Genomic DNA, 25,115 nt, shown 5'->3' on the forward strand with positions numbered 1-25,115 from the left:
CTGTGGCATTTGTACAACTCGCCGAAGGCGAACTGCATTACCAACTGGACGGGCCTATCGACGCACCGGTACTGGTGCTGTCCAACTCACTGGGCACCGACCTGCACATGTGGGACATCCAGATCCCGGCCTTTACCCAGCATTTTCGCGTACTGCGTTTTGACACCCGCGGGCATGGCAAATCGCTGGTCACCGAGGGGCCCTACAGCATCGAGCAGCTTGGCCACGATGTGATCGCGCTGCTGGATGCGCTGGATATTCAGCGCGCTCATTTTTGCGGGCTATCCATGGGTGGCCTGATCGGCCAATGGCTGGGGATTAACGCAGGCGAGCGTTTGCAGCGCCTGGTGGTGTGCAACACCGCTGCCAGCATCGGCACGCCGGAGATCTGGAACCCACGGATCGAGATGGTCCTGCGCGACGGCGCGGCAGCCATGGTGGCCTTGCGCGATGCATCGATTGCACGCTGGTTCACCGCCGATTTTGCGACGGCCAACCCGCACCAGGCCAAGCAGATCACCGATATGCTTGCCGCGACTTCGCCCCAAGGTTACGCGGCCAACTGTGCCGCCGTGCGTGATGCGGATTTCCGTGAGCAGTTGTCGAAGATCAAGGCGCCCACCCTGGTGATTGCCGGTACCGAAGATGCCGTCACCCCACCGGCCGGTGGTCACTTTATCCAGCACCATGTGCAGGGCGCCGAGTACGCCGAGTTCTACGCCGCGCACCTGTCCAATGTGCAGGCCGGCGCTGCATTCAGTGACCGGGTGATCAAATTCCTGCTGGCCCGCTGAGGCCGCTGTTGTGGCGAGCGGCTTGTTGTGGCGAGCGCGCTTCCTGTGGCGAGCGGGGCAAGCCCGCTCGCCACAGGTGATCGAGTTGAAATCTAATTGAACCAGGAGTTTTTTGTGGACGAGAAACAACGTTATGCCGATGGCCTGCAAGTGCGCCGCGAAGTATTGGGCGATGCGCATGTCGACCGCAGCCTCAACGCCCTGACTGAGTTCAACAGCGAGTTCCAGGAAATGATCACCCGCCACGCCTGGGGTGATATCTGGACCCGCCCCGGCCTGCCACGGCATACCCGCAGCCTGATCACTATCGCCATGCTGATCGGCATGAACCGCAGTGAAGAACTCAAGCTGCACCTGCGCGCCGCCGCCAGCAACGGGGTAACCCGTGCCGAGATCAAGGAAGTGCTGATGCAGAGCGCGATCTACTGTGGGATTCCGGCAGCGAATGCCACGTTTCACCTGGCGGAGTCTGTATGGGATGAGCTGGGTGTCGAGTCGCGGGAGTGATCAGTGGGCGTCGGCATCCCATACCCAATTCCATACGCCCGGCAGATGCACCGGTTCGTTCACATCCTTGACCGTACGCGCCAGCGCCGCGCGTTCCAGCACGGCATGGTCGGTGTAGAACGGTTCGGCGGCGGTCTTGATACCGTTGATCCGCGCGCTGTCCATCAGGATCTGCAGGTACTCCTGCAGATGCCGCGCGGTGTAGCGGTTGATGTCGTGGAAGGTCACGACCACCGGTATCACGCCGTCCACCGTTGGCAGTTCGCCCAGGGCAATACGTTCGCGCACCACTGACAGTTGCCGGTACAGGTTGGCGCGGCGCCGTGGGCTGGCGTTGAAGCCCCAGATCTTGCCGTCGTTGGCGCTCAAGTCGGTCAACAGCACCTGCATGCCATGGCGCTGGTAGGCGGCATAGGTGCGTCGGTCGTAGTTCCAGAATGGTGGGCGGACCAGGGTCGGCGGCGTGCCGGTGATCGCGGCGATGTCGGCTGCGCCCTGGCTGAGGGTGCGTTCCAGCTCTGCATCGCTCAGCCAGCGATGGTTGGTGTGAAAAGCCGTGGCCGTGTGGAACGCCAGGACATGGCCACCCGCGTATTCACGCTCCATGGTCTTGCGGCCCCGCGCACTGCCACCGGAGCGGGCCGCTTCGGTCTGCAGGAAGAACACCGCCTTGATGCCCGGTAACACCGGGTTGTTTGCCAGGTCAGCCAACACTGAACGGCTCGGGTTGTTGTAGCCCGAGGCGCTGGGCCCGTCATCGAAGGTCAGCAGGAAGCGGATCGGCGCCTGGGCTTGCAGGCGCTGTTCGGTCTGCGGTGTCAGGGCGATGGGCGCACTGATGCAGCCGCCGAGGCTCAAGGCCAGGCTCAGTAGGAGGGAAGCGAGGACGAAGGATTTCATGGTGTGGGCTGGCTCGTCTGGAGGCCGCCATTGAGTGAACTCAGTGGCGGCAGGCGCGCACCATACCGTAAGTACGGCGCCGGTTTACAGCAGACTTATCGGGTAGCTGACGATCAACCGGTTTTCATCGAATTCGTTGTTGCTGTAGTCGCGGCGCATGCTGGAATTGCGCAAGCGCATATTGAGGTTTTTCAACGCGCCGCTCTGCACGGTATAGCCCAGTTCGGTCTCGCGGCCCCATTCCTTGCCGTCGGTGATCGTGCCGGTGTGTACGTTGCTGCCGCTGATATAGCGGTTCATCAGGGTCAGGCCGGGCACGCCGAGGGCGGCGAAGTTGTAGTCGTGACGTACTTGCCAGGACTTCTCTTGGGCGTTGTCGTAGCTGGAGTTGTAGCTGTCGTTGGCCAGGGTGCCGCCGCTGGTGCCGTTGACGCGCATCCACGCGCTGTTGCCGGTGAGTTTTTGCAGGCCGACGTAGAAGGTGTTGCCGCCGTACTTGGCGGAGAACAGACCGGACCAGGTTTTGTTGTCCAGGTCGCCTGCGCGAGCGCTGCCGTCGTCCTTGCCATAGAAGAACCCGAGGTTGGCGCCGAGGGTCCAGTCGCCAATGGGCTGGCTGTGGATCAGGTTGACGAACTGCTGGCTGTAGATGTCCTTGAGCTGGGCGTTCCACAGGCCGATCTGGGTGCGTTTGTCATTGAACAGGTATTCGCCGCCCTGGAAGTTGAAGCGGTCCGAGGTGAACGCGGCTTTGCCGAACATCGACATGTCGCTCATGCTGCTGTCGTCACGCGGGCTGTTGGCGCGGAACTGGCCGCCGTAGAGGGTCAGGCCGTCGATCTCTTTGGAGGTGATCTGCCCGCCACGCAGGGTTTGCGGCAGCGAGCGGCCGTCGTCGGCGCGCAGGATCGGCAGCACCGGCATCCACTCGCCGACCTTCAGTTCGGTCTTGGACATACGCGCCTTGAACGCCACGCCCAGACGCCCGAATTCATCCGCAGGGCGGCCATCGTGGTCCAGCGGCAACAGCTGGGTGCCACCCGTACCGCGTCCGCCATCGAGCTTGAGCGAGTACAAGCCCAGCACATCCACGCCAAACCCTACGGTGCCCTGGGTGAACCCGGATTTGGCGTCGAGAATGAAACTCTGCGTCCACTCCTGTGCACCGCCCTGGGCCTTTGTAGGGTTGGTGTAATTGCGGTTGAAGAAGAAGTTGCGCAGGTTGAGGTTGGCATTGGCGTCTTCCAGGAAACCGTGCTCTTCGGCGGCGACGGGAAGGGCAAGGCTGGCGACAGCGGTAGCCAGCAACAGCTGGCGAGGGTGAAAAGTGCTCATGGCGTTGGACCTGTTGTTATTGGGGGTTATGCAGGTGGCGGCCATGGTGCGGGGCGTTGTGGGGGCGATGAAAGTGGGGCTGGGCGGGTTTTGGGCGATGATCGAACGCAAGTTGCCGGGCGCTGGGGCCCGGCATTTGCGGGTTATCGTTTGGGCAGGTCGAAGTGGGTCCAGGGCACCGCCGGCAGGTAGTGTTGCGCCGCGACGATCAGCGCCACCATCACCACCAGGAACACCACTTGCAGGGGGCTCCAGAAGGCCCAGTGCAAACCGTTCAGCCACGGGTAGCCTTCGCTGAATTTCTGGCTCATCTGACCGATACGCGTCTTGTGCAACAGGTTGATCAGGACCATGCCCGCGTAGGTGAACATGCCCAGCACGCCGAGCATCAAGCCGCAGGCCACCAGCATGATCGCCTGCGGTACCCCGTGGCGAATGACCAGCCAGTAGTCATTGGGGTTGATTCGCTTGGGGATCAGGTACTGGCTCAGCCACACATCCAGAACCCGATAGGTTGAACTCATCCCGGCCCACATTTGGGTGACGCGAAAGCCAACGGCCGCCGGCACGAACGCCATCAGCATGAAAATGACCAGCGACATCCCGTCCATTCTGTCTGGCTTAGCGTGGGCGATGCTCAGGCCAAGCCCCAGGGCGAAGATGGCCCACAGCCGGATAAACACCTGGGTGTAGATCGGCCGGGGCACGAATTTACGCCAGAAGAACAGATCGCTGTGGGGCAGTCGTTCAGCCAACTGCGGGTAACGCCAGGTCAATACTTGCGCCAGGTGCTGGCAGGCGTTCCATTCGTTTTCGCCAAAGCCGTCGATCATGCGTTTGTGTTGCGTGGCCGACATGGGCGTCAGCAGTAGACGCGCCGCCAACGCATCCGGGGATGTGCGCCGCAGATCCTGAGCCTTGTCCTGCAGGTTGGCAAAGAAACTTTCCTGCTCGCAACGCGACACCAATTCGCGCCACATCCACGCCGGTTCCGGGTACACGCCTTTCTCGTCGTCCCAACCGAATGCCTGGCACACGCGCTCGAACAGCGGCACGCTCCATTGGGTGTCATGCAGCAGGTGCAGGACGATGCGCTGCCACTGCTGTTGCAGGTCGAACACCCGTAGCCAGGGCTGGTTGGTGTATTGAGTGAGCTGGGTGATGAACTCGCGCTCGGCCTTTTGCTCCAGCAGTTCCTGCAGGGTGCGGCGGTAGTCTTGCAGCAGCTCGCCGGTCAGCGCTTCGTATTGCCACGGGGTCATGGCCACCTGCTGCCAGGGGGTCAGCCATTCCAGGTGTTGCACGGCCCAACCGACGATGGCACTGCGTTCGCCCGGTGCTTCGAAACAATGGCGCAACAGCCCGGCCTGGAATGCATCGGTGCAGCCCTGTTGCCGAGCCTGCGCCCAGCGTTCATCGAGGTTGTGCGCGTTAAGGCCGCCAAACAATGCCTGCGCCGCGTCCGGTGTGGGGGCTTCGAGGGGCGCGGGGCTGACGGGGCTGACGTCCATCAGTTCGGCCAGGTCGTTCAGGTTTCCGTAGACCGCTTCGGCTACGGGCGCCTGGACGCGTTCTTCCCCTTCGTTATCAGCCCGCCAGCGTGCTTCACTCAACGCGTGTTCATAGGCTTCGCGCAGGCGCTGGAAGCCTTGGGCATCGTCGTCCGGGCGGCAGCTTTTGAGCAGCCGCGCATAACTGCGCTTGATGCTGCGCTCGTCGGCGTCATCCGGCAGTTGCAGTACGTTCCAGCAATCCATCGGTATTCCCTCAGCGCCAGAACCCGTTGTCGAGTTGCTCAAGTTGACGGGTCAGTTCGCTGCGGGCATCGCGGATGCGGCGTTCGTCCTGGGTGTCAAGTACCTGCTGGAACTGCGCCGCCCAATGCCCGAGCTGTTCGCGCAGTTCGCCGAGGTTTTCCTGGTAGAGCCGTTCGAGGCGGGCGACGAGCACGGTGTTGACCTGCTGGTCGCGTGGGTGAACCTTCAATTGCGCCAGGGCTTGCAGGCGTTGCTGGATCTCCTGCGGGCTGAGCACGCCGGGGTTGTTCTCGATCACCAGCGAATGCTGCTCGCCGGTCAGCGGGATATTCACCTGGGCTTCCAGCAGGCCGTTGTTGTCGTAGGTGAAGCGCACGTCCAGGGAGACCTCGCCGGCCTTGCGCTTGGGCACAGGAATATCCAGTTGGCCCAGCTCGATGTTGTCTTTGACCAGGCGGCTTTCGCCCTGGTAGATCTTCAGCAGCACGTGGGTCTGGTCATCGCGCAGGGTGACCACGTTTTTGACCCGGCTGACCGGCACGCTGCTGTTGCGTTCGATCAATGGCAGGTAATGGCCGCTTTCGATATAGCCGCCGTACTGGTTCGAGATTTCGATGCCCAGGGTGTAGGGGCACACGTCGGTCAGCACCACTTCTTCGAGGGCGGCGGAGCGCGCCTTGAGCGCGGCCTGGATCGCCGCGCCGTGGGCCACCACCTGGTCGGGATCGAGGCTGATGGAAGGGAAGCGCCCGAACAGGCCAGCGGCGAGCTTACGTACCAGGGGCATGCGCGTGGTACCGCCCACCAGCAGGATTTCATCCAGGTCGCCGACCCGGATCCGCGCGTCGCGCAGGGCGCGTTCGATCGGTGCGCGCAGGCGTTCCAGCAGTGGCGTGTAGAGCTTGGCCAGTTCCTGCTGGGTGATGGTCTTCACCCATTGCTGGCCGTCGACGCGCAGGGCGAATTCGGCGCTGTCATCCTGGCCCAGGGCTTTGCGCACGCGCTCGGCTTCGCGGCGCAGGGCTTGCAGCACAGTGCTGGTGGGCGGGAAACCCGTGGCGTTACGTTGGCTGTCGACAAAGTGTTCGAGCAACAGGGTGTCGAAGTCTTCGCCACCGAGGAAGTTGTCGCCGGCGCTGGCGCGTACTTCCATCACCCCGTCGAACAGCTCGATGATCGACACGTCGAAAGTGCCGCCGCCCAGGTCGAAGACCAGGAACGAGGTTTCTTTATCACGTTGATGCAGGCCGTAGGCCAAGGCCGCGGCGGTCGGTTCGTTGATCAGTTTTTCAACGTTGAGCCCCGCCAGTTCACCGGCGATGCGCGTGGCCTTGCGTTGGCCGTCGCTGAAGTAGGCGGGCACGCTGATCACCGCGTCGGTGACGGTTTGGCCGTAGGTGCGCTCGATGTCTTCCTTGAGGCTTTTGAGCACCAGCGCCGAGAGTTCTTCGGGGCGGAACGAGCGGTCGCCCAGGCGCACTTCGGTGGCGCTGCCCATGTAGCGCTTGAACAACGAGGTCGTCAGGTGCGGGTGGGTGTGCAGGCGCTCTTTGGCGGCCTGGCCTACCAGGACACGGCCTTGGTCGTCCAGCCCGACCACGCTTGGGGTCAGCAACTGGCCCAGGGCATTGGGCACCATTTCGGCGGTATCACCGCGCCAGACTGCAGCGAGACTGTTAGTGGTCCCCAGGTCGATTCCTACGATCATTACGACAAGCTCCCTCTGTGGTCTGTAAGAATCTGTGACAGATTTTACCCTGAAAGGTTGAGCGGAAAGCAAGGCGGGAGAGCGTGGTGACGAACGCGATTATTGTGCTGGGCGGGCTTGTTGTGGCGAGCCCGCTCGCCACAAAAACAGTCCGGTCATAGCACGCAAGCACCGATGACCAGGCATAAAAAAACCGCTTCCTGCGAGGGAAGCGGTTTTGTTTTACAGCGCTGCTATCAGAACAACTTCAGCTTCGGCGCTTCTTCTTTCAACGGCTCGTTCTTCGCCGTCTGCTCGTTCCAACCACCGCCGAGGGCCTTGTACAGGTTGACCTCGCTGGTCAGTTGCGCAAGGCGATCGGTGATCAGCGATTGTTCGGCGCTGAACAGTTGGCGCTGAGCGTCGAGGAACGTCAGGTTGCTGTCGACACCGATGCGGTAGCGACGCTCGGCCAGGCGGTAGTAATCCTGGTTGGCCGCGACGAAGCCGCGTTGGGCATCCAGTTGCTGCTTGTAGGTCTCACGTGCGGCGAGGCCGTCGGAGACTTCCTGGAAGCCGGTCTGGATCGCCTTCTCGTAGTTGGCCACGTTGATCTCTTTCTGGATCTTCGAGTAGTCCAGGCTTGCGCGCAGGCTACCGGCGTTGAAGATCGGGATGTTGATCTGCGGAGCAAACGACCAGGTACCCGAACCGCCCTTGAACAGGCCGCCCAGGGTCGGGCTTGCGGTACCGGCGCTGGCGGTCAGGCTGATGCTTGGGAAGAACGCTGCACGGGCCGCGCCGATATTGGCGTTAGCCGCCTTGAGGTTGTACTCGGCCTGCACAATGTCGGGACGACGTTGCAACAGGTCCGAAGGCAAACCAGCCGGCACTTCGCTGAGCAGGTCATCCGACAGCGGCTTGCTGGCGAGATTCGCTGGCAGCCCGGTGCCCAGCAGCAGGGTCAGGCTGTTTTCGTCCTGGGCCACCTGGCGGGTGTAGCGTGCCAGTGCCACCCGGGCGTTTTCCACCGAGGTCCGCGCCTGGCTCAGGTCGAGAGCCGAGGCCACGCCAACTTCGTTGCTGCGCGAGGTGAGCTTGAAGCTCTGCTCGTATGCGCCCAGGGTGTCCTGGGTGAGCTTGAGCAGTTCCTTGTCGGCCTGCCAGGTCAGGTAGGCGTTGGCCACGCTGGCCACCAGGCTGATCTGGGTACTGCGCCGTGCCTCTTCGGTGGCGAAGTACTTTTGCAGGGCTTCTTCGCTCAGGCTGCGTACGCGACCGAACAGGTCCAGCTCATAGGAACTGATCCCGAGGCCGGCCGAGTACTGGCTGGCGATAGTCGCTTCGCCGCTCTGCGACAGCTTGGCCGGGGTGCGCGAACGGCTGCCGCTGCCTGTAGCCGACACAGCGGGGAACAGATCAGCACGCTGGATCTGGTACTGCGCGGCATAGGCGTCGATGTTCAGGGCCGCGACACGCAGGTCACGGTTGTTCACCAGTGCGGTCTGGATCAGCTGTTGCAGGGCAGGGTCATGGAAAAACTGCTTCCAGCCCTGCTCGGCAGCGGCCTGGCCCGGCGCCTGGGCCGACGAATACGCCGGCCCTTGTGGGAACTGAGCTGCCACCGGCGCTTCGGGGCGCTGGTAGTCAGGGATCAGCGAGCAGCCACTGAGCACGAATGCCGTGACCGCCAGGGAAAGTAGCGACTTGCTCATTGGCCAGCCTCTTTAGGGGTTTCAGTAGTAACAGTCTTTTTACGCTCGCCAGCAGCGGACACGGTTGCGAAGAACAGTGGCACCCAGAAGATCGCGAGCACAGTTGCGGTGATCATACCGCCAATTACGCCGGTACCGATTGCATGCTGGCTGCCCGAACCCGCGCCCGTGGACACGGCCAGCGGCAGTACGCCGAGCATGAACGCCATGGACGTCATGATAATCGGGCGCAGACGCATGCGGGACGCTTCGATGGCAGCCTCGACGATACCTTTGCCCTGCTCATGAAGTTCCTTGGCGAACTCCACGATCAGGATGGCGTTTTTCGCCGCCAGGCCCACCGTTACCAGCAAGCCCACCTGGAAGAACACGTCGTTGGACAGGCCGCGCAGGCTGGTGGCGATCAGAGCACCGATGACACCCAGCGGTACCACCAGAATCACCGCGATCGGGATCGACCAGCTTTCGTACAGTGCCGCGAGGCACAGGAACACTACCAGCAGCGACAGCGCATACAACGCAGGTGCCTGGGAGCCGGACAAACGTTCTTCATACGACAACCCGGTCCACGAATAACCAACACCCGCTGGCAGGTCCTTGGCGATACGCTCGACTTCCGCCATCGCGTCACCGGTACTGTAGCCCGGTGCCGGAGTACCGAGGATTTCCATCGCCGCTACACCGTTGTATCGCGAGAGCTTCGGCGAACCGAAGATCCACTTGCCCGACGAGATGGACGACAGCGGCACCATCTTCCCGGAGGTGCTGCGCACGTACCATTTGTCCAGGTCTTCCGGGGACATACGGCTGGCGGCATCGCCCTGTACATACACCTTCTTCACACGACCACGGTCGATGAAGTCGTTGATGTAGCTGCCCCCCAAGGCAATTGCCAAGGTCTGCTGGATGTCTGCCAGGCTGATGCCCTGGGCACTGGCTTTCTCGTCATCGACGCTCAGCTCGTACTGCGGCTCATCGTTCACGCCGTTGGGACGCACGCCTGCGAGGATCTTGCTTTGGGCGGCCGCACCGAGGAACTGGTTACGCGCTGCCATCAGCTTGTCGTGGCCGACGCCACCCTGGTCTTGCAGGAACACGTCGAAACCGGTGGCGTTACCCAATTCCAGAACCGAAGGCGGCACGATGGCAAATACCATGGCGTCCTTGAAGGCACCGAAGAAATAGCCCTGGGCACGTTTGGCCACTTCAAACACCGACTGGGTCGCGTCACGCTCGTCCCACGGCTTGAGCATCACGAAGGCGAGGCCCGAACTCTGGCCACGGCCGGCGAAGTTGAAGCCGTTTACGGTAAATACCGACTTCACGGCCTTGCCTTCGCCTGGCTCGCCTTCCTTGTCGTTCAGCAGGAAGGCACGCATATCGTCGATGACTTTTTGTGTGCGTTCAGCCGAAGAGCCGACGGGGGTCTGCACCTGGGCGAAGATCACACCCTGGTCTTCATCGGGCAGGAACGCACTTGGGATACGGGTGAACATCCAGATCATGCCCAGCAGGATCAGCGCATACACCAGGAACGCTGGAACCTTGTGCTTGATCATGGAACCGACGCCGCGCTCGTACTTCTGTACGCCGCTATCGAAGGTGCGGTTGAACCAGCCAAAAAAGCCGCGCTTGGGTTGGCCGTGCTTTTCCGGATCGATCGGCTTGAGCATGGTGGCGCACAAGGCCGGGGTGAAGATCAGGGCAACCAGTACCGACAACGCCATGGCCGAAACGATGGTGATGGAGAACTGTTTGTAGATCACACCGGTGGAGCCGCCGAAGAACGCCATCGGCAACAGGACCGCCGACAGTACCAGGGCAATACCCACCAGGGCGCCCTGGATCTGGCCCATGGATTTGACCGTCGCCTCCTTCGGCGACAGGTGCTCCTCGGCCATGACCCGCTCGACGTTTTCGACCACCACGATGGCATCGTCCACCAGCAGGCCGATGGCCAGGATCATGCCGAACATGGTCAGGGTGTTGATGGTGAAGCCGAATGCCGCGAGGATCCCGAAGGTACCCAGCAGCACCACCGGTACGGTCATGGTGGTGATGATGGTGGCGCGGAAGTTCTGCAGGAACAGGAACATCACCAGGAACACCAGCACGATCGCTTCGACCAAGGTGTCAACCACACCGGAGATCGACTCGGTTACGACCGGCGTGGTGTCATAAGGCACCACGGCCTTCATGCCAGGCGGGAAGAACGGTTCCAGCGATGCCACGGTGGCGCGGATGGCCTTGCCAGTGTCCAGGGCGTTAGCACCCGCCGCCAGCTTGATTGCCATGCCGGATGCCGGCTTGCCGTTGAACTGCGCACTGATGCTGTAGTTCTGGCCGCCCAGTTCGATACGGGCAACGTCGCCCAGGCGAACCTGCGAGCCGTCGGCGTTCACCTTCATCAGGATCTTGGCGAACTCATCTGCACTTTGCAGGCGTGTCTTGCCAATGATGGTGGCGTTCAGCTGGGTGCCGGGCAGGGCGGGCAGGCCACCCAATTGGCCAGTGGCAACCTGGACGTTCTGGGCCTGGATGGCGTTGCTGACATCCACCGGCGTGAGCTGGTAGTTGTTCAGCTTGGCCGGGTCGAGCCAGATACGCATGGCGTACTGCGAACCGAAGACCTGGAAGTCACCTACACCCGCAGTCCGGGAAATCGGGTCCTGGATGTTGGACACGATGTAGTTGGACAGGTCGTCCTTGGTCATGCTGCCGTCTTCCGACACCAGGCCGATCACCATCAGGAAGTTCTTCACTGACTTGGTTACGCGGATACCCTGTTGCTGCACTTCTTGCGGCAGCAGTGGGGTCGCCAGGTTCAGCTTGTTCTGCACCTGGACCTGGGCGATGTCCGGGTTGGTACCCTGGTTGAACGTCGCAGTGATGGTCATGCTGCCGTCGGAGTTACTGTCCGAGGCGACATAACGCAGGTTGTCGATACCGTTGAGCTGTTGTTCGATGACCTGCACCACGGTGTCCTGCACGGTTTGTGCAGACGCGCCTGGGTAGGTCACCTGGATGTCGATGGCGGTTGGCGCAATGGCCGGGTACTGGTTGATGGGCAGCTTCAGGATCGAAAGTGCCCCGACCAGCATGATCACCAGGGCAATTACCCAGGCGAAAATGGGACGGTCGATAAAAAATTTCGACATGGATTACTCCCCTTTGCCAGCAGCGGCAGCAGGAGCAGCGGTGCCAGCGGGCTGGGCGTTGCCGGCGTCCTTGACCTTGACTTCGATGCCCGGCTTGATGAATTGCAGGCCTTCGGTGATCACACGGTCACCGGCGTTCAAGCCTTTTTCCACCAGCCAGTAGGCACCCGTCGTACGGTTGGCCACCAGTTCACGTTGCTCGACCTTGTTGTCGGCATTGACGATCAGCGCTGTCGGGGTGCCCTTGAGGTCGCGGGTCACGCCTTGCTGCGGCGCCAGGATGGCCTTGCTGTTCACGCCGGCTTGCAACTGGGCATGTACGAACATGCCCGGCAGCAGGGTGTGGTCAGGGTTGGGGAACACCGCGCGCAGGGTCACCGAGCCGGTGGTCTGGTCGACCGACACTTCGGAGAACTCCAATTTACCGTCCAGGCCGTAGCTGCTGCCGTCTTCCAGGGTCAGTTTGACCTTGGCGGCGTTGGCGCCGGCTTTCTCCAACTGGCCGCTTTCCAGGTCGCGGCGCAGTTTCAGCATTTCAGCCGAGGACTGTGTGACGTCGACATAGATCGGGTCCAGTTGCTGGATCACGGCCATGGCATCGGCCTGGCCATTGCTGACCAGCGCGCCCTCGGTCACCGAGGAACGGCCAATACGCCCGGAAATCGGCGCGAACACCTTGGTGTAGCGCACGTTGATCTGGGCGGTTTGAACGTTTGCTTCGGCGGTCATGCGGTTGGCGACAGCGGTGTCGTATTCCTGACGGCTGACGGCTTGTTCGTCGACCAATTGCTTGTAGCGATCCGAGATCGACTTGGTCTGCGTCAGGCTGGCTTGTGCGCTTTTAAGGGTGGCCTCATAGACCGAGGGATCGATCTGATAAAGCTGCTGGCCTTCTTTCACATCCCCGCCTTCCTTGAACAGGCGCTTGAGGATGATGCCACTGACCTGAGGGCGAACTTCCGCGATGCGGTAGGCGGTGGTGCGGCCTGGCAGCTCGGACGTCAGGGTGAAGGCTTGCGGTTGAAGGGTGACCACGCCGACCTGAGGAATTTGAGCGGGCGGAGCCGCCTCTTCCTTTTTACATCCGCTGAGCAGCGATGCCAGGGCGACGGCAGTGACCAGAGCGGTAACAGCTGGCTTAAGTTGCATGAAGATCCTCGGGTCAGGCGCGCAGGGTGCGCACAAGAAGTGTGGAAGGGTAAAAAACAGGTTGTGAGTAGATAAGTAGCTTGCTACGCAATATACTTACGTTCATGGTTGTTTGTAAACTCTTGACAGGTTTCGCGCAATGTTGACAAAGCAACGCCCAAAGCCTCGATTCTAGTACGTTCGGCGCCCATGACGGTGTCGTCCCACAATTTATTCAGATGATCGTTACCGCCTATTAAAGCCGCGTTACCGATAGTCTCAAGTATCCCGATTGAGGTTTTACTGCCATGGTTCGTCGCACCAAAGAGGAAGCTCAGGAAACGCGCAACCAGATTCTCCAAGCCGCCGAGCATGCCTTTTACGAGCGCGGTGTTGCGCGGACCACGCTGGCGGATATCGCGGCGTTGGCCGGGGTGACGCGGGGCGCCATCTATTGGCATTTCAGCAATAAGGCCGATTTGTTGCAGGCGATGCTGGAAACCCTGCACGAGCCCCTGGATGAATTGGCGCGCGCCAGTGAAAGCGAGGATGAGGTTGACCCGTTGGGGTGCATGCGCAAGTTGCTGATTCATCTGTTTCATCAAGTGGTTCTGGACCCGAAAACCCGACGCATCAATGAGATTTTGTTTCATAAGTGCGAATTCACCGATGAAATGTGTGACATGCGCCGCCAACGCCAGACCCACACCCTCGAATGCAACCTGCGCATCGGCCTGACACTGCGTAACGCGGTGAACCGCGGGCAACTTCCGGAAAACCTCGACACTGTCCGAGGGGCAGTGTGCCTGCATGCCTACATCGACGGGCTGCTCTGGCAATGGCTGCTGGTGCCTGACAGCTACGCGTTGCATCAGGAGGCAGAGCGTTGGGCCGACATAGGGTTGGATATGCTGCGCCTGAGCCCTAACCTGCGCAATTAAGACAAAATGTGTAATTGCGTCAGATTGTGTCAACAGTAAAGCCTAAGGACAGTCAATCGTCCTTCTGCCTGATTGATGGAGTGACTTTATATACGGGCTGGCGGGCGGTTGATAGGTAGCCGCCTAAGTATTTTGTAGCGATTTTGTTTCGGTTCTGTGAAGCAATGTAGCCAGAACCTGCACGCAGCCAACAATGAGGGAGGGGGCTTGCCCCGATGGCAGTGGTTCAGTCAACACATACTGTGACTGACGCACCGCCATCGGGGGCAAGCCCCCTCCCTCATTTGGTCTTAGGTTTCGGCCGATTACAGCGGCAGGGTCGGGTAGTCGATGTAACCAACTGGCCCTTTGCCGTAGAAGGTTTCCGGGTGCGCTTCGTTCAACGGCGCATCGGCCTTCAGGCGAGCCGGCAGGTCCGGGTTGGCAATGAACGGTATGCCGAAGGCCACCGCATCCGCCTTGCCCGAGGCCAGCCAGGCATTAGCGCTGTCCTTGGTGAAACGTTCGTTGGCGATATAGGGGCCGCCGAAGGCTTTTTTCAGTTGCGGGCCGAGGCTGTCGGCACCTTCCTTTTCACGCGAGCAGATAAAGGCAATGCCTCGCTTGCCCAGTTCGCTGGCGACGTAGGTAAAGGTTTCCGCCAAGTTGTCGTCACCCATGTCATGGGCGTCGGCGCGGGGTGCCAGGTGCACGCCCACACGGCCGGGGCCCCAGACTTCGATGGCGGCATCGGTCACTTCCAGCAACAGCCGTGCGCGGTTTTCCAGGGAGCCGCCGTATTGATCGGTGCGCTTGTTGGTGCTGCTTTGCAGGAACTGGTCGAGCAGGTAGCCGTTGGCGCCATGGATTTCCACGCCGTCGAAGCCGGCGGCCTTGGCGTTCTCGGCCCCGGTGCGATAGGCGTCGACGATGTCGGCGATTTCAGCGGTTTCCAGCGCGCGTGGCGTCGGGTAGTCGGCCAGTGGGCGCACCAGGCTGACGTGGCCTTTAGGCTGGATGGCGCTCGGGGCCACCGGGGTCTCACCGTTCAGGTAGGACTCATGGGAGATGCGGCCAACGTGCCACAGTTGCAGGAAGATCTTGCCGCCCGCGCCGTGCACCGCCTTGGTCACATTGGCCCAGCCGCGCACCTGGTCGTTGGACCAGATGCCCGGGGTGTCCGGGTAGCCCACGCCCAGCGGCGTCACGGAGGTGGCTTCGCTGAGGATCAGCCCGGCGGAAGCCCGTTGCACGTAGTACTCGGCCATCAGCGCGTTGGGTACGCGGCCGGCATCGGCACGGCAGCGGGTCAGCGGCGCCATGATGATGCGGTTCGACAGTTCCAGGTCGCCCAGTTTGATCGGATCGAAAATAGTCGTCATGGGATAACACCCTTCTGTTTGAAGTTGATCAGTTGGTCGCAGGGGCCAGGTCGGCATCGCCGCTCTGACGGAAAGTAATCAGGGTTACCAGCAGGGCCAGGATCGCCAGGGCCGCAGCCGCCAAGGGCACGCTGGTCAGGCCGAAACCATTGGCAATCACGCTGCCGCCGACCCAGGCGCCGAGGGCGTTGCCGATGTTGAAGGCGCCGATGTTCAGGGTGGACACCAGGTTCGGTGCGGCCTTGCCGAAGGTCACCACGTTGATCTGCAGCGCAGGTACGGCGGCAAATGAAGCGGTGGCCCACAGGAACAGGGTGATCTCGGTCGGGATCACGGCGACGCTGGTCCAGGTCAGTGCGGTGGAGACCACCGCCATGCTGATGAATACGCCAATCAGGGTGGCCGCCAGGCGTTTGTCCGCCAGCTTGCCGCCGATGATGTTGCCCACGGTGAGGCCCAGGCCGATCAGCAGCAGGGTCCAGGTCACGCCCTTGGGCGATACGCCGGTGACATCACCAAGCAGTGGTGCCACGTAAGTGAAAAGGGTGAACATCGACGCGGCGAACAGTGCCGTCATGCTCAGCGACAGCCAGATGCCAGCCCCTTTGAGGGCGGCCAGTTCGGCGCGCATGTCGAGTTTTTCTTCGTCCCGCTTGGCCGGCAGGAAACGGATCAGGCCGATCAAGGCGATCACGCCAATGACGGTCACCGCCCAGAAGGTCGAGCGCCAGCCGGCTTGCTGGCCCAGGGCGGTACCCAATGGCACACCGAGTACGTTGGCCAGGGTCAGGCCGGTGAACATCAAGGCGACGGCCGAAGCGCGTTTGTTGGCCGGCACCAGGTTGGCCGCCACCACCGAACCGATACCAAAGAACGCACCGTGGCACAGCGCGGTGACCACACGGGCAAACATCAGCACGTTGTAGTCACTGGCCAGGGCGCAAAGCAGGTTGCCGATAATGAAGATGCCCATCAACGCTACCAGGGCGGCCTTGCGTGGCAGCTTGGCGGTCGCCAGTGCCATGAACGGTGCGCCGATCGCCACGCCCAGGGCGTAGCCGGTGACCAGCCAGCCGGCACCGGGAATCGACACACCCAGGTCCGCCGCCACATCGGGCAACAGGCCCATGATGACGAACTCGGTGGTGCCGATGGCGAAGGCGCTCAGGGCCAGGATGAGGAGCGAGAGGGGCATTTGGGTTTCCTTGTTAAAGCGGTGCGCGCATTTCAGAACTGACTTCAGGGCTGAGTTCAGTAACGAGTGCCGCGAGAAAAGCCTGGATGGTTTCCTCGTTGCGTTTGAAAAAGTGCCACTGCCCGGCCTTCTGGCTGCTGATCAATCCCGCCCGTTGCAAGGTGGCCAGGTGGGCCGACACGGTGGACTGGGACAAACCGCAACGCTGGTCGATCTGGCCGGCGCAGATACCGTATTCGTGGTTGTGCAGTTGCTCGGGGAACTGCACTTTCGGGTCTTTGAGCCAGGTGAGAATGTCTCGTCGTACTGGGTGTGCCAGGGCTTTTATTATTTCGTCGAGGTCAATGGACATGGCAGTTGCTCGGTTTCGTAAAGCGTTATATCGCGATGAGGCGAACTTTAAATCGATACATTCCGATATACCAATATGATTTCGGTCTTAGCCAAGACTGAATCGGTATATCGGGTTATAACGATACGTGGGTCGCAGTGATAGACTGCGCACCATGAATTATCTCGCACATCTGCACCTGGGCGGCCAACTTCCTGCTCAACTGCTGGGCAGTCTGTATGGCGACTTTGTCAAAGGCCGCCTGCAAGGCCAGTTCAGCCCGCCCATCGAAGCGGCGATCCAGTTGCATCGCTCGATCGACCGCTTTACCGACAGCCACCCGTTGGTCGGCGAGGCGTTGTCGCGCTTCAGCCTGACCCGCCGACGCTACGCCGGGATCGTCCTCGATGTGTTTTTCGATCACTGCCTGGCGCGGGATTGGGCGCTGTATGCCGAGCAGCCCCTGGAGCGCTTCACCTCGCAGGTGTACCGCGTGCTCGCGGCCGAACCGCAATTGCCGGGACGGTTGGCGCAGATTGCACCCTTTATGGCGGCGGATGATTGGCTCGGTTCGTACCGGGAGTTCGCGATGATGGAGCCGGTGTTGCGCGGGATTTCGCGGCGGCTCACGCAGCCTGATGAGCTGGGGCATGCGATGCAGGAATTGCGGATTCTGTATGAGCCGCTGAGCAAAGACTTCAGTGCGTTCTACCCGGAGCTACAGGCGTTCGCACAACGCCAACTGAATACCGGGATCTAAATGTGGGAGGGGGCTTGCCCCCGATAGCGGTGGTTCAGCCAATGAATCTGTTGACTGACACACTGCCATCGGGGGCAAGCCCCCTCCCACATTGTTGCCCGTGCCCGCTTCAGGCCGCGAAGGCCGGCCGAACCGCAATCTGTTCTGTTTCCGGCAGGGCCCCAAACAATGCCTTCTGCACCGCCTGCTGCGCCTGGAACGCCAGCGCCGCGCGTTCCTGCCCGGCGCAGGCAATCGGCTTGAGCACATGGATCTCCACGTCGCCCTGGTCATTGCCGAACAGGCGCATCAGGTGCGAGAGCAAATCATCATCGCCAATAAACGGTGCCAGCGGGTCCACTTGCCCGTCGCGCAGATAACGGATCGCCACCGGTTGCAGCGATACATCGGCATCGATCGCACTGGCCAGCAAGCGCCCGTGAAAGGTACGCAGGCTGCGCCCGTCGGTGGTGGTGCCTTCGGGGAACATAAGCAGCGGGTGCTGTTGCTCCAGGTGGCGGGTCATTTGCTTGCGGATCAACTGGCTGTCGCCCGAACCGCGACGGATAAATAAGCTACCGGCCTTCGCCGCCAACCAGCCGGCCACCGGCCAGGTGCGCACTTCGGCCTTGGACAAAAACGACATCGGCGTGACCATGCCCAGCAGCGGGATATCGGTCCACGACACGTGATTGCTCACCCACAGCATCGGTGTCTGCGGCAACTCGCCGTGCACCGTCACCCGAAAGGGCAGGGCATTGGTCAATCGCGCCATAAAGAACCGCGACCAACGTTGGCGCCGCACCATCGAGTTAGCCACGCCCAGGCGCTCGAACACACCAAACACACTGGCCATGCTCAAGCCCAGCGCCACCACCAGCAGCACGCGGGCGATGCGCCCGTACACGCGCAGGCGGCGCATCACATGGCCGCCTTGAAGTGGCGTGCGTAACGCGGGCACAGTTCATCGCGCTTGAGCAGGATAAACACGTCGGCCACTTGGAAATCCTCATCCCAGCACGGCTCGCCGCAGATCTTCGCACCCAGGCGCATATAGGCCTTGAGCAGCGGTGGCATTTCCGCGATCACGTTGGACGGCAGATCCAGCGCCGGCAGAGGTTTTTTCGGCTCGGCGCGCAGATGTTCGTTGCACAGGTAGCGTTCGCGCAGGCGTTGCATGATGGCGTGGGCCTGGATGCCGCCGTCGTGCATCGGGATGCTCGCACACCCCATCAGGTAGCTGTAGCCGCCCTGGTTAAGCACCTCGGCCAACTCGCCCCATAACACGGCGATGGTGCCGCCGTTGCGGTAGGCGGGGTCGACACAGGTGCGACCGATTTCCAGGATCGGGCCCTGTAAATGCAGGAGGCCATGCAGGCTGAATTCTTCTTCGCTGTAGAACCGACCCAGGCTGCTGGCGGCCTGGTGGTCGAGTAAACGGGTGGTGGCGACCAGTCGACCGCTGTTCAAATCCCGCACGCCGATGTGGCTGCAGTGAACATCATAGTCATCCATGTCCAGCCCCAATTCCGCGCCTTTCAGCTTGGCGTTGAATTCGCCGCTGAACACGTTGAACCGCAGGGCCTGGGCTTCCTGCAAGGCCTTTGCGCCAACCAGGCGTTCGGCTTGCAGACGGCGTTCATTGCCGGTGTCGCTGATGCGGGCGATCTGAGTCATGGCGAATCTCCGAGTGCCAGCCACCTTTCGGCCGGTCGACTTGTTTGTCCAAACTCAGGCTATGTAGGCTCGGTGTCATCTCCATGAAGTTCCGGTGACGCTTAGATGACAGCCCTCCGTGTCGCCAATCTGTCATCGGCCTCGGCTAGGCTCGCGGGCTTGAACGCCCCCTTGAGTTTGTGTCCATGGTCCGAGGCCTGTTGTGCGTTGCCCTGCTGTCAGTCACCGTTACTGCCCATGCTGAAACCTGGCCTGACAAGGAGTGGGCCAAGGCCCCGCCGCTCTCCGGTCCTGCTGTCGATGCCTTGAATGCCTATGCATTCCCCGCGCGTGACGACACCCATCGCCAAGGTATTCGAACCGACGCGCTGCTGGTGATTCGCGATGGCGCAGTCGTCTATGAGCGCTACGCCGAACCCACCACCGCGAGCACGCCGCACTTGACCTGGTCGGTCAGCAAAAGCCTGATGGCGACGGTGCTCGGCGTGGCCTATGGCGAAAAACGCTTCAAGTTGACTGACCCGGTGGCGCGCTTCTATCCGCCAATGAAACAGCACCCGACGGTCAGCATGGCCGACCTGCTGCACTGGGCCTCGGGCCTGGATTGGCAGGAAGACTACGAGTTCGCCCCGCTGAAATCCTCGGTCGTCGCGATGCTCTATACCCGTGGCCGCGCCGACATGGCGGAATTCACCGCCGGCATGGACGCCGCCAGTGCACCGGGCCGGGTCTTCCGTTACTCCAGCGGCGACAGCAACCTATTGTCCGCGGCCCTCAAAGGGATGCTCGGCCACAAGGCCTACATGAGTTACCCCTGGGATGCGTTGTTCAAGCCGTTGGGTATTCACAACGCCACCTGGGAAACCGATGCCGACGAAACCTTTGTCGCCTCGTCCTACGCCTACCTCACCGCGCGCGACCTGGCGCGCGTCGGCCTGCTGATGGCGCGCGACGGCCGCTGGGGCGATCAACAATTGCTGCCCGAAGACTGGGTTGCTTTCAACCGTAAACCTTTCGACCCATACAAGGCCGGCCAGGACGAAGCCGTCCCCGGCGGCCATTGGTGGCTTAATCGCGAAGTGCAGGGCGCTGCCCGACCCTGGCCCGATGCCCCCGCCGATACCTTCGCCGCCCTCGGGCACTGGGGGCAGGCGCTGTATGTGATGCCGGATGAGCACCTGGTGATCGTGCGCTATGGCGATGATCGCGACGGCAGCTATCGCCATAACGAACTGCTCAAGCGCGTGCTTGCGGCGGTGCAACCATGATTCGTCGTCGGCCGTTCACCAGCCTTTTTCTCGTGCTGTTGCTTGCCCTGTTGGGCTGGGTCTGGCACGAGCGCGTCAACCTGCAAGCCTTCCCCGACATCATCGCGGCGTATACGGCCAAGGAGTACTGCTCGTGCCGGTATGTGGCGGACAATCCAGCCGAGTATTGCCGGGGGTATGTGAAGCAGTACGTGCCGATCAGTGCGTTCACCGATGACCCGAAGCGCAGTGAAGTCACCGCCAGTGGATTGGGGCGTACCCATACCGCCAGATGGTTGGGCGAACACCAGGGGTGCCGCCTCATCCCCTGAAACGTCATACCCGATGTGGGGGCGGCTGTGTCAGTTACATTGCGCCCGGCAGGCGGCACAGTTAAGGTTCGTTCAGGTTTTTCGCCCCACGAGTCCTTAATGTTCAACGCGTCTGTCATCAAACCCCTGGCCTTCGCCGTGCTGGCCGCTGCCGCAGTGCCTGCCCATGCCGACTGGTACCTGGATAACGAATCCTCACGCCTGTCGTTCGTCACCACCAAAAACACCGAGATCGCCGAGGTGCAGCGCTTCCTGGTGCTGCACGGCAAGGTCGACAGCAAGGGCGCTGCGCAATTGGAGGTGGAGCTGGAATCGGTCAGCAGTGGCATCCCGCTGCGTGATGAGCGCATGCGCAATCAACTGTTCGAGATCAAGACCTTCCCTGAAGCGCTGATCAGTGCGCAGATCAACCTGCAACCCATCAATGACCTGGCCCCTGGCGCGCAATTGGAATTGCGCCTGCCCATGAGCGTCACGTTGCATGGCAAGACCCAGACCTACAACGCCGAGCTGCTGGCCACGCGCCTGGATGACCGGCGTTTCCAGGTGGTCACCCTGGAACCGTTGGTGTTGCACGCCGAGGATTTCGACCTGGCACCCGGTGTGGCGGCATTGCGCAAGGTGGCTGGGCTCAAGTCGATCAGTTTGTCGGTGCCGGTGGGTGCGGTGCTGATCTTTACGGCGCGCTGACGTGAGCGGCGCAGTGTTCCCGTGGCGCAGCGCCAACCGGTTCGAGTTGTTGATCGACGGCCCGCAGTTTTTTCCGCAGATGCTGGTGGGCATTGCCCGGGCAGAGCGTCAGGTGGAGCTGGAGCTGTACCTGGTGGAAGCCGGGGCCTGCGCCGAAGCCATGGTGCAGGCGCTGGTGTTGGCGGCTGGGCGTGGCGTGCGGGTGCGTTGCTTGTTTGATGATTACGGCAGCCTGGCGTTTACCCTCGGGTTGCGCAAACGCTTGACGGATGCCGGGGTGGAACTGCGCTTTTACAATCGCTTGAGCTGGCGGCGCTGGATGCGCAACCTGTATCGCGACCACCGCAAGCTGTTGCTGATCGACCAGCAAATCGCCGTGGTCGGCGGCACGGGCGTGACCGATGAATTCTGGACCCCAGGGCAAGACACCGCTGACTGGCATGAAGTGATGGTGCAGATCAGCGGGCCGCTGGTGCTGGATTGGCAGGCGTTGTTCGACCGGCAATGGCACGCGAACAGCGCGCGCCGGGAGTGGAAGCCCGCCACTCATTTCGGTTTGCCGCGCCTGCCCAAGGTGCCCGCGACGGGGCCAGGCCTGGGGCGCGTGGCGTATGCCGATGCGCGCCAGCACCGCGACATCCTGCAATCGTTGATTCGCGCCTTGAACAGCGGCAAGCACCGCATCTGGTTGGCCACCCCGTACTTCCTGCCCACCTGGGGGGTACGCCGTGCCTTGCGCCGAGCGGCGGGACGCGGGGTCGATGTGCGTCTGCTGCTCACCGGGCCACGCACCGATCACCCCTCCGTACGCTATGCCGGGCACCGTTATTACCCGCGCCTGCTGCGCTCGGGTGTGCAGATATTCGAGTACCAGCCGTGCTTCCTGCACCTGAAGATGGTGTTGGTGGATGACTGGGTCAGCATCGGCTCATGCAATTTCGACCACTGGAACCTGCGCTTCAACCTGGAAGCCAACCTGGAAGCGTTGGACCCTGAGTTGACGCGGGACGTGGTGGACAGCTTCGAGCGGGATTTTACCCAGAGCCAGGCGGTGAGCCTGGAAGCGTGGAAATCGCGGCCGTTGTGGCGGCGGGTGAAGCAGCGGGTGTGGGGCTGGATTGATCGCTTGGTGGTGAACGTGCTGGATCGGCGCGGCTAGCAAGAACACTGAGATCAAATGGGGGAGGGGGCTTGCCCCCGATAGCGGTGATTCAGCGACAGATCTGCTGGCTGATACACCGAAATCGGGGGCAAGCCCCCTCCCACATTTTTTGACCGTGTCAGGTGTCAGAGCAGTTCGAAGGTCTGCTGCTGCACATCCTGGGAATCCAGCCCGATCTGGACATTGAACTCGCCCGGCTCCGCTGCGAACTTGAGCTGGGTGTTGTAGAACTTCAGGTCTTCCTCGGTGATGGTGAAGTGCAGCGTGCGCTCTTCACCGGCCTTGAGCATGATTTTCTGGAAGTTCTTCAGCTCCTTGATCGGGCGGATCATTGAGCCGGCCACGTCCTGGATATACAACTGCACCACGGTTTCGCCGTCCACCTTGCCGGTGTTGGTCACGGTGACACTGGCGTCGAGCTTGCCGGTCTTGTTCAGGGTGGTGGAAGACAGCGCCATGTCCGAGAGGCTGAACGTGGTGTAGCTCAGGCCATAACCGAACGGGAACAGGGGCCCAGTGGTGTCATCGAAGTACTGCGAGGTGTAGTTGCCCGGCTTGCCTGGGGTGAAGGGCCGGCCAATGGTCAGGTGGTTGTAGTAGGTCGGAATCTGCCCCACCGAACGTGGGAAGGTGATCGGCAGCTTGCCCGACGGGTTGTAGTCACCGAACAGCACGTCGGCGATGGCATTGCCGCCCTCGGTGCCGGCGAACCAGGTTTCCAGGATCGCGTCGGCTTGCTGGTTCTCTTCGAGAATCGACAGCGGGCGGCCGTTCATCAGTACCAGCACCAATGGCTTGCCGGTGGCCTTGAGCGCCTTGATCAGGTCGCGCTGGCTTTGCGGGATATTCAGGTCGGTGCGGCTCGACGATTCGTGGGACATGCCACGGGATTCACCCACGGCGGCGACCACCACATCGGCATCCTTGGCGGCCTTGACCGCTTCATCGATCATCACCTGGGCAGGGCGCGTGTCATCCACCACTTCCGGGGCATCGAAATTGAGGAAGTTGAGGTAGTCGACCACGGCCTTGTCATTGGTGATGTTGGCGCCACGGGCATAGATGATCTTGCCTTTTTCGCCGATCACCGCGTTGAGGCCGTCGAGCAGGGTCACCGATTGTGCCGGCTTACCGGCGGCGGCCCAGCTGCCCATCATGTCGATGGGCGCCTTGGCCAATGGACCCACCAGGGCAATGGTCGCGGATTTCTTCAGCGGCAGGGTACCGTTCTGGTTCTTCAGCAAGACCATGCTGCGGCGCGCCACGTCACGCGCTTCGGCGCGGTGCAGGCGGCTTTCGGCATAGGTGTCGGCCGGGTCGTCCTCGGCCTTGCCGATACGCAGGTACGGGTCTTTGAACAGGCCCATGTCGTACTTGGCGCCAAGCACCTCGCGCACGGCGTTGTCGATGTCGCTTTGCTCGATCTCACCGGACTTGAGCAGCCCTGGCAATTCCTTGCCGTACAGCGAGTCGTTCATGCTCATGTCGATGCCGGCCTTGATCGCCAGCTTGGCGGCTTCACGCCCGTCCTTGGCCACGCCGTGCTTGATCAGCTCGAAGATCGCACCGTGGTCGCTGACGGCCAGGCCCTTGAAGCCCCAGTCCTTGCGCAACAGGTCGTTCATCAGCCAGGTGTTGGCGGTGGCGGGTACGCCGTTGATCGAGTTGAGCGCCACCATCACGCCGCCGGAACCGGCCTTGATCGCCGCGTGGTACGGGGGCAGGTAGTCCTGGTACATCTTGACCGGGCTCATGTCGACCACGTTGTAGTCGCGCCCGCCTTCCACGGCGCCATACAGGGCGAAGTGCTTGACGCTGGCCATGATGCTGTCGGCATTCGCGGGGCTGGTGCCCTGGAATGCCTTGACCATCACTTCGGCGATGCGCGAGACCAGGTAGGTGTCTTCGCCGAAGCCTTCGGAGGTACGGCCCCAGCGCGGGTCGCGGGAGATGTCGACCATCGGCGCGAAGGTGATGTCCAGGCTGTCGGCGGCGGCTTCCTGGGCGGCAATGCGCCCGGACCGGCCGATGGCGTCCATGTCCCAGCTGGAGGCCAGGGCCAGGCTGATCGGGAAGATCGTGCGGTGGCCGTGGATCACGTCATAGGCGAAAAACATCGGGATCTTCAACCGGCTGCGCATGGCCGCGTCCTGCATCGGACGGTTTTCCGGGCGCGTGATGGAGTTGAACGTGCCACCGATGCGGCCGGCGGCAATTTCCTTGCGGATCAGCTCACGGGGCATTTCGGGGCCGATGCTGATCAGGCGCAATTGGCCGATTTTTTCATCGAGGGTCATCTGCTTGAGCAGGTCGCTGACGAAGGCGTCCTTGTCTTTAAGCGCAGCAGGCTTTGTTTCTGCCCAGACGGGGTGGGTGGCCAGAGCGGCAACAAGGCCGAGCAAACACAGCTTCTTCATGAATATCCTTTTTCGGCTCACTGCACAGCGCTAGCGCTGATC

21 protein-coding genes are annotated in these 25,115 nt (G+C 61.8%); 8 read left to right on the forward strand and 13 right to left on the reverse strand.

Translation table 11 applies throughout. The features are described 5' to 3' along the window. The first annotated feature begins 2 nt into the window (after nucleotides 1-2). Nucleotides 3-794, forward strand: a complete 792-nt coding sequence (gene pcaD / locus A7317_RS06685) for a 3-oxoadipate enol-lactonase (RefSeq protein WP_024073912.1) — start codon at nucleotides 3-5, stop codon at nucleotides 792-794. Nucleotides 795-908: 114 nt separating this feature from the next. Next, nucleotides 909-1,301, forward strand: a complete 393-nt coding sequence (gene pcaC, locus A7317_RS06690; protein WP_024073913.1) for a 4-carboxymuconolactone decarboxylase — start codon at nucleotides 909-911, stop codon at nucleotides 1,299-1,301. Here pcaC and A7317_RS06695 read toward each other — a convergent pair whose 3' ends face one another. The 7 genes from A7317_RS06695 to A7317_RS06725 all read right to left on the reverse strand — a co-directional run bounded on the left by A7317_RS06695 (nucleotide 1,302) and on the right by A7317_RS06725 (nucleotide 13,002). Beyond that, on the reverse strand, nucleotides 1,302-2,201 hold the full coding sequence (locus A7317_RS06695; RefSeq protein WP_024073914.1) for a polysaccharide deacetylase family protein: 900 nt from the start codon (nucleotides 2,199-2,201) through the stop codon (nucleotides 1,302-1,304). A gap of 84 nt (nucleotides 2,202-2,285) precedes the next feature. Further along, a complete protein-coding gene (locus tag A7317_RS06700) occupies nucleotides 2,286-3,536 on the reverse strand; it encodes an OprD family porin (RefSeq protein ID WP_024073915.1) in 1,251 nt (416 codons plus the stop codon). 143 nt (nucleotides 3,537-3,679) lie between these two features. Next, complete coding sequence (locus tag A7317_RS06705; protein WP_069075421.1) at nucleotides 3,680-5,293, reverse strand: J domain-containing protein; 1,614 nt, start codon at nucleotides 5,291-5,293, stop codon at nucleotides 3,680-3,682. Between the two features lie 10 nt (nucleotides 5,294-5,303). Next, nucleotides 5,304-7,001, reverse strand: coding sequence for a molecular chaperone HscC (locus A7317_RS06710; RefSeq protein WP_069075422.1), 1,698 nt, complete (start codon nucleotides 6,999-7,001; stop codon nucleotides 5,304-5,306). A 236-nt stretch (nucleotides 7,002-7,237) separates the two neighbouring features. Further along, complete coding sequence (gene adeC / locus A7317_RS06715; protein WP_024073918.1) at nucleotides 7,238-8,695, reverse strand: AdeC/AdeK/OprM family multidrug efflux complex outer membrane factor; 1,458 nt, start codon at nucleotides 8,693-8,695, stop codon at nucleotides 7,238-7,240. Then, nucleotides 8,692-11,853: an efflux RND transporter permease subunit gene (locus A7317_RS06720; protein ID WP_024073919.1), complete on the reverse strand. Its 3,162-nt coding sequence runs from the start codon at nucleotides 11,851-11,853 to the stop codon at nucleotides 8,692-8,694. Before A7317_RS06720 ends, adeC begins: the two co-directional genes overlap by 4 nt. A 3-nt stretch (nucleotides 11,854-11,856) precedes the next feature. After that, nucleotides 11,857-13,002 carry an efflux RND transporter periplasmic adaptor subunit gene (locus A7317_RS06725; protein ID WP_024073920.1) on the reverse strand — a complete coding sequence of 382 codons (1,146 nt, stop codon included), beginning with the start codon at nucleotides 13,000-13,002 and terminating at the stop codon, nucleotides 11,857-11,859. Nucleotides 13,003-13,289: 287 nt separating this feature from the next. On the opposite strand from A7317_RS06725, the gene A7317_RS06730 reads away from it, so the two are divergent. After that, nucleotides 13,290-13,922, forward strand: a complete 633-nt coding sequence (locus A7317_RS06730; protein WP_024073921.1) for a TetR family transcriptional regulator — start codon at nucleotides 13,290-13,292, stop codon at nucleotides 13,920-13,922. Nucleotides 13,923-14,227: 305 nt separating this feature from the next. On the opposite strand, the gene A7317_RS06735 is transcribed toward A7317_RS06730, so the two are convergent. From A7317_RS06735 to A7317_RS06745, 3 genes are read right to left on the reverse strand one after another with little or no spacing between them, the layout of a single operon-like run. Beyond that, nucleotides 14,228-15,283: an alkene reductase gene (locus A7317_RS06735; RefSeq protein WP_024073922.1), complete on the reverse strand. Its 1,056-nt coding sequence runs from the start codon at nucleotides 15,281-15,283 to the stop codon at nucleotides 14,228-14,230. Nucleotides 15,284-15,311: 28 nt separating this feature from the next. Beyond that, complete coding sequence (locus tag A7317_RS06740) at nucleotides 15,312-16,478, reverse strand: MFS transporter (protein WP_069075423.1); 1,167 nt, start codon at nucleotides 16,476-16,478, stop codon at nucleotides 15,312-15,314. Nucleotides 16,479-16,491: 13 nt separating this feature from the next. Beyond that, nucleotides 16,492-16,830, reverse strand: coding sequence for an ArsR/SmtB family transcription factor (locus A7317_RS06745; RefSeq protein ID WP_024073924.1), 339 nt, complete (start codon nucleotides 16,828-16,830; stop codon nucleotides 16,492-16,494). A gap of 154 nt (nucleotides 16,831-16,984) precedes the next feature. Between A7317_RS06745 and A7317_RS06750 the strand changes: the two genes are divergently transcribed. Further along, complete coding sequence (locus A7317_RS06750) at nucleotides 16,985-17,569, forward strand: ACP phosphodiesterase (RefSeq protein WP_024073925.1); 585 nt, start codon at nucleotides 16,985-16,987, stop codon at nucleotides 17,567-17,569. 109 nt (nucleotides 17,570-17,678) lie between these two features. Here the strand turns inward: A7317_RS06750 and A7317_RS06755 are convergent, their stop codons facing one another. Continuing rightward, nucleotides 17,679-18,470, reverse strand: coding sequence for a lysophospholipid acyltransferase family protein (locus A7317_RS06755; RefSeq protein ID WP_041160860.1), 792 nt, complete (start codon nucleotides 18,468-18,470; stop codon nucleotides 17,679-17,681). Continuing rightward, complete coding sequence (gene olsB / locus A7317_RS06760) at nucleotides 18,470-19,225, reverse strand: L-ornithine N(alpha)-acyltransferase (RefSeq protein ID WP_024073928.1); 756 nt, start codon at nucleotides 19,223-19,225, stop codon at nucleotides 18,470-18,472. The genes A7317_RS06755 and olsB overlap by 1 nt, the downstream gene beginning before the upstream one ends. Before the next feature lie 185 nt (nucleotides 19,226-19,410). On the opposite strand from olsB, the gene A7317_RS06765 reads away from it, so the two are divergent. The 4 genes from A7317_RS06765 (at nucleotide 19,411) to A7317_RS06780 (ending at nucleotide 22,653) form a co-directional block, all read left to right on the forward strand. After that, complete coding sequence (locus A7317_RS06765) at nucleotides 19,411-20,493, forward strand: serine hydrolase domain-containing protein (RefSeq protein WP_024073929.1); 1,083 nt, start codon at nucleotides 19,411-19,413, stop codon at nucleotides 20,491-20,493. After that, nucleotides 20,490-20,804, forward strand: a complete 315-nt coding sequence (locus A7317_RS06770; protein ID WP_069075424.1) for an amidase — start codon at nucleotides 20,490-20,492, stop codon at nucleotides 20,802-20,804. Before A7317_RS06765 ends, A7317_RS06770 begins: the two co-directional genes overlap by 4 nt. A gap of 99 nt (nucleotides 20,805-20,903) precedes the next feature. Then, complete coding sequence (locus A7317_RS06775) at nucleotides 20,904-21,494, forward strand: YceI family protein (protein ID WP_069075425.1); 591 nt, start codon at nucleotides 20,904-20,906, stop codon at nucleotides 21,492-21,494. A 1-nt stretch (nucleotide 21,495) separates the two neighbouring features. After that, a complete protein-coding gene (locus A7317_RS06780; RefSeq protein ID WP_024073932.1) occupies nucleotides 21,496-22,653 on the forward strand; it encodes a phospholipase D-like domain-containing protein in 1,158 nt (385 codons plus the stop codon). A 128-nt stretch (nucleotides 22,654-22,781) separates the two neighbouring features. Here the strand turns inward: A7317_RS06780 and bglX are convergent, their stop codons facing one another. Continuing rightward, nucleotides 22,782-25,073: a beta-glucosidase BglX gene (gene bglX / locus A7317_RS06785; RefSeq protein WP_069075426.1), complete on the reverse strand. Its 2,292-nt coding sequence runs from the start codon at nucleotides 25,071-25,073 to the stop codon at nucleotides 22,782-22,784. Nucleotides 25,074-25,115 lie beyond the last annotated feature (42 nt).

This window comes from Pseudomonas fluorescens (genome assembly GCF_001708445.1).
Taxonomy (GTDB): Bacteria; Pseudomonadota; Gammaproteobacteria; order Pseudomonadales; family Pseudomonadaceae; genus Aquipseudomonas; species Aquipseudomonas gorinensis.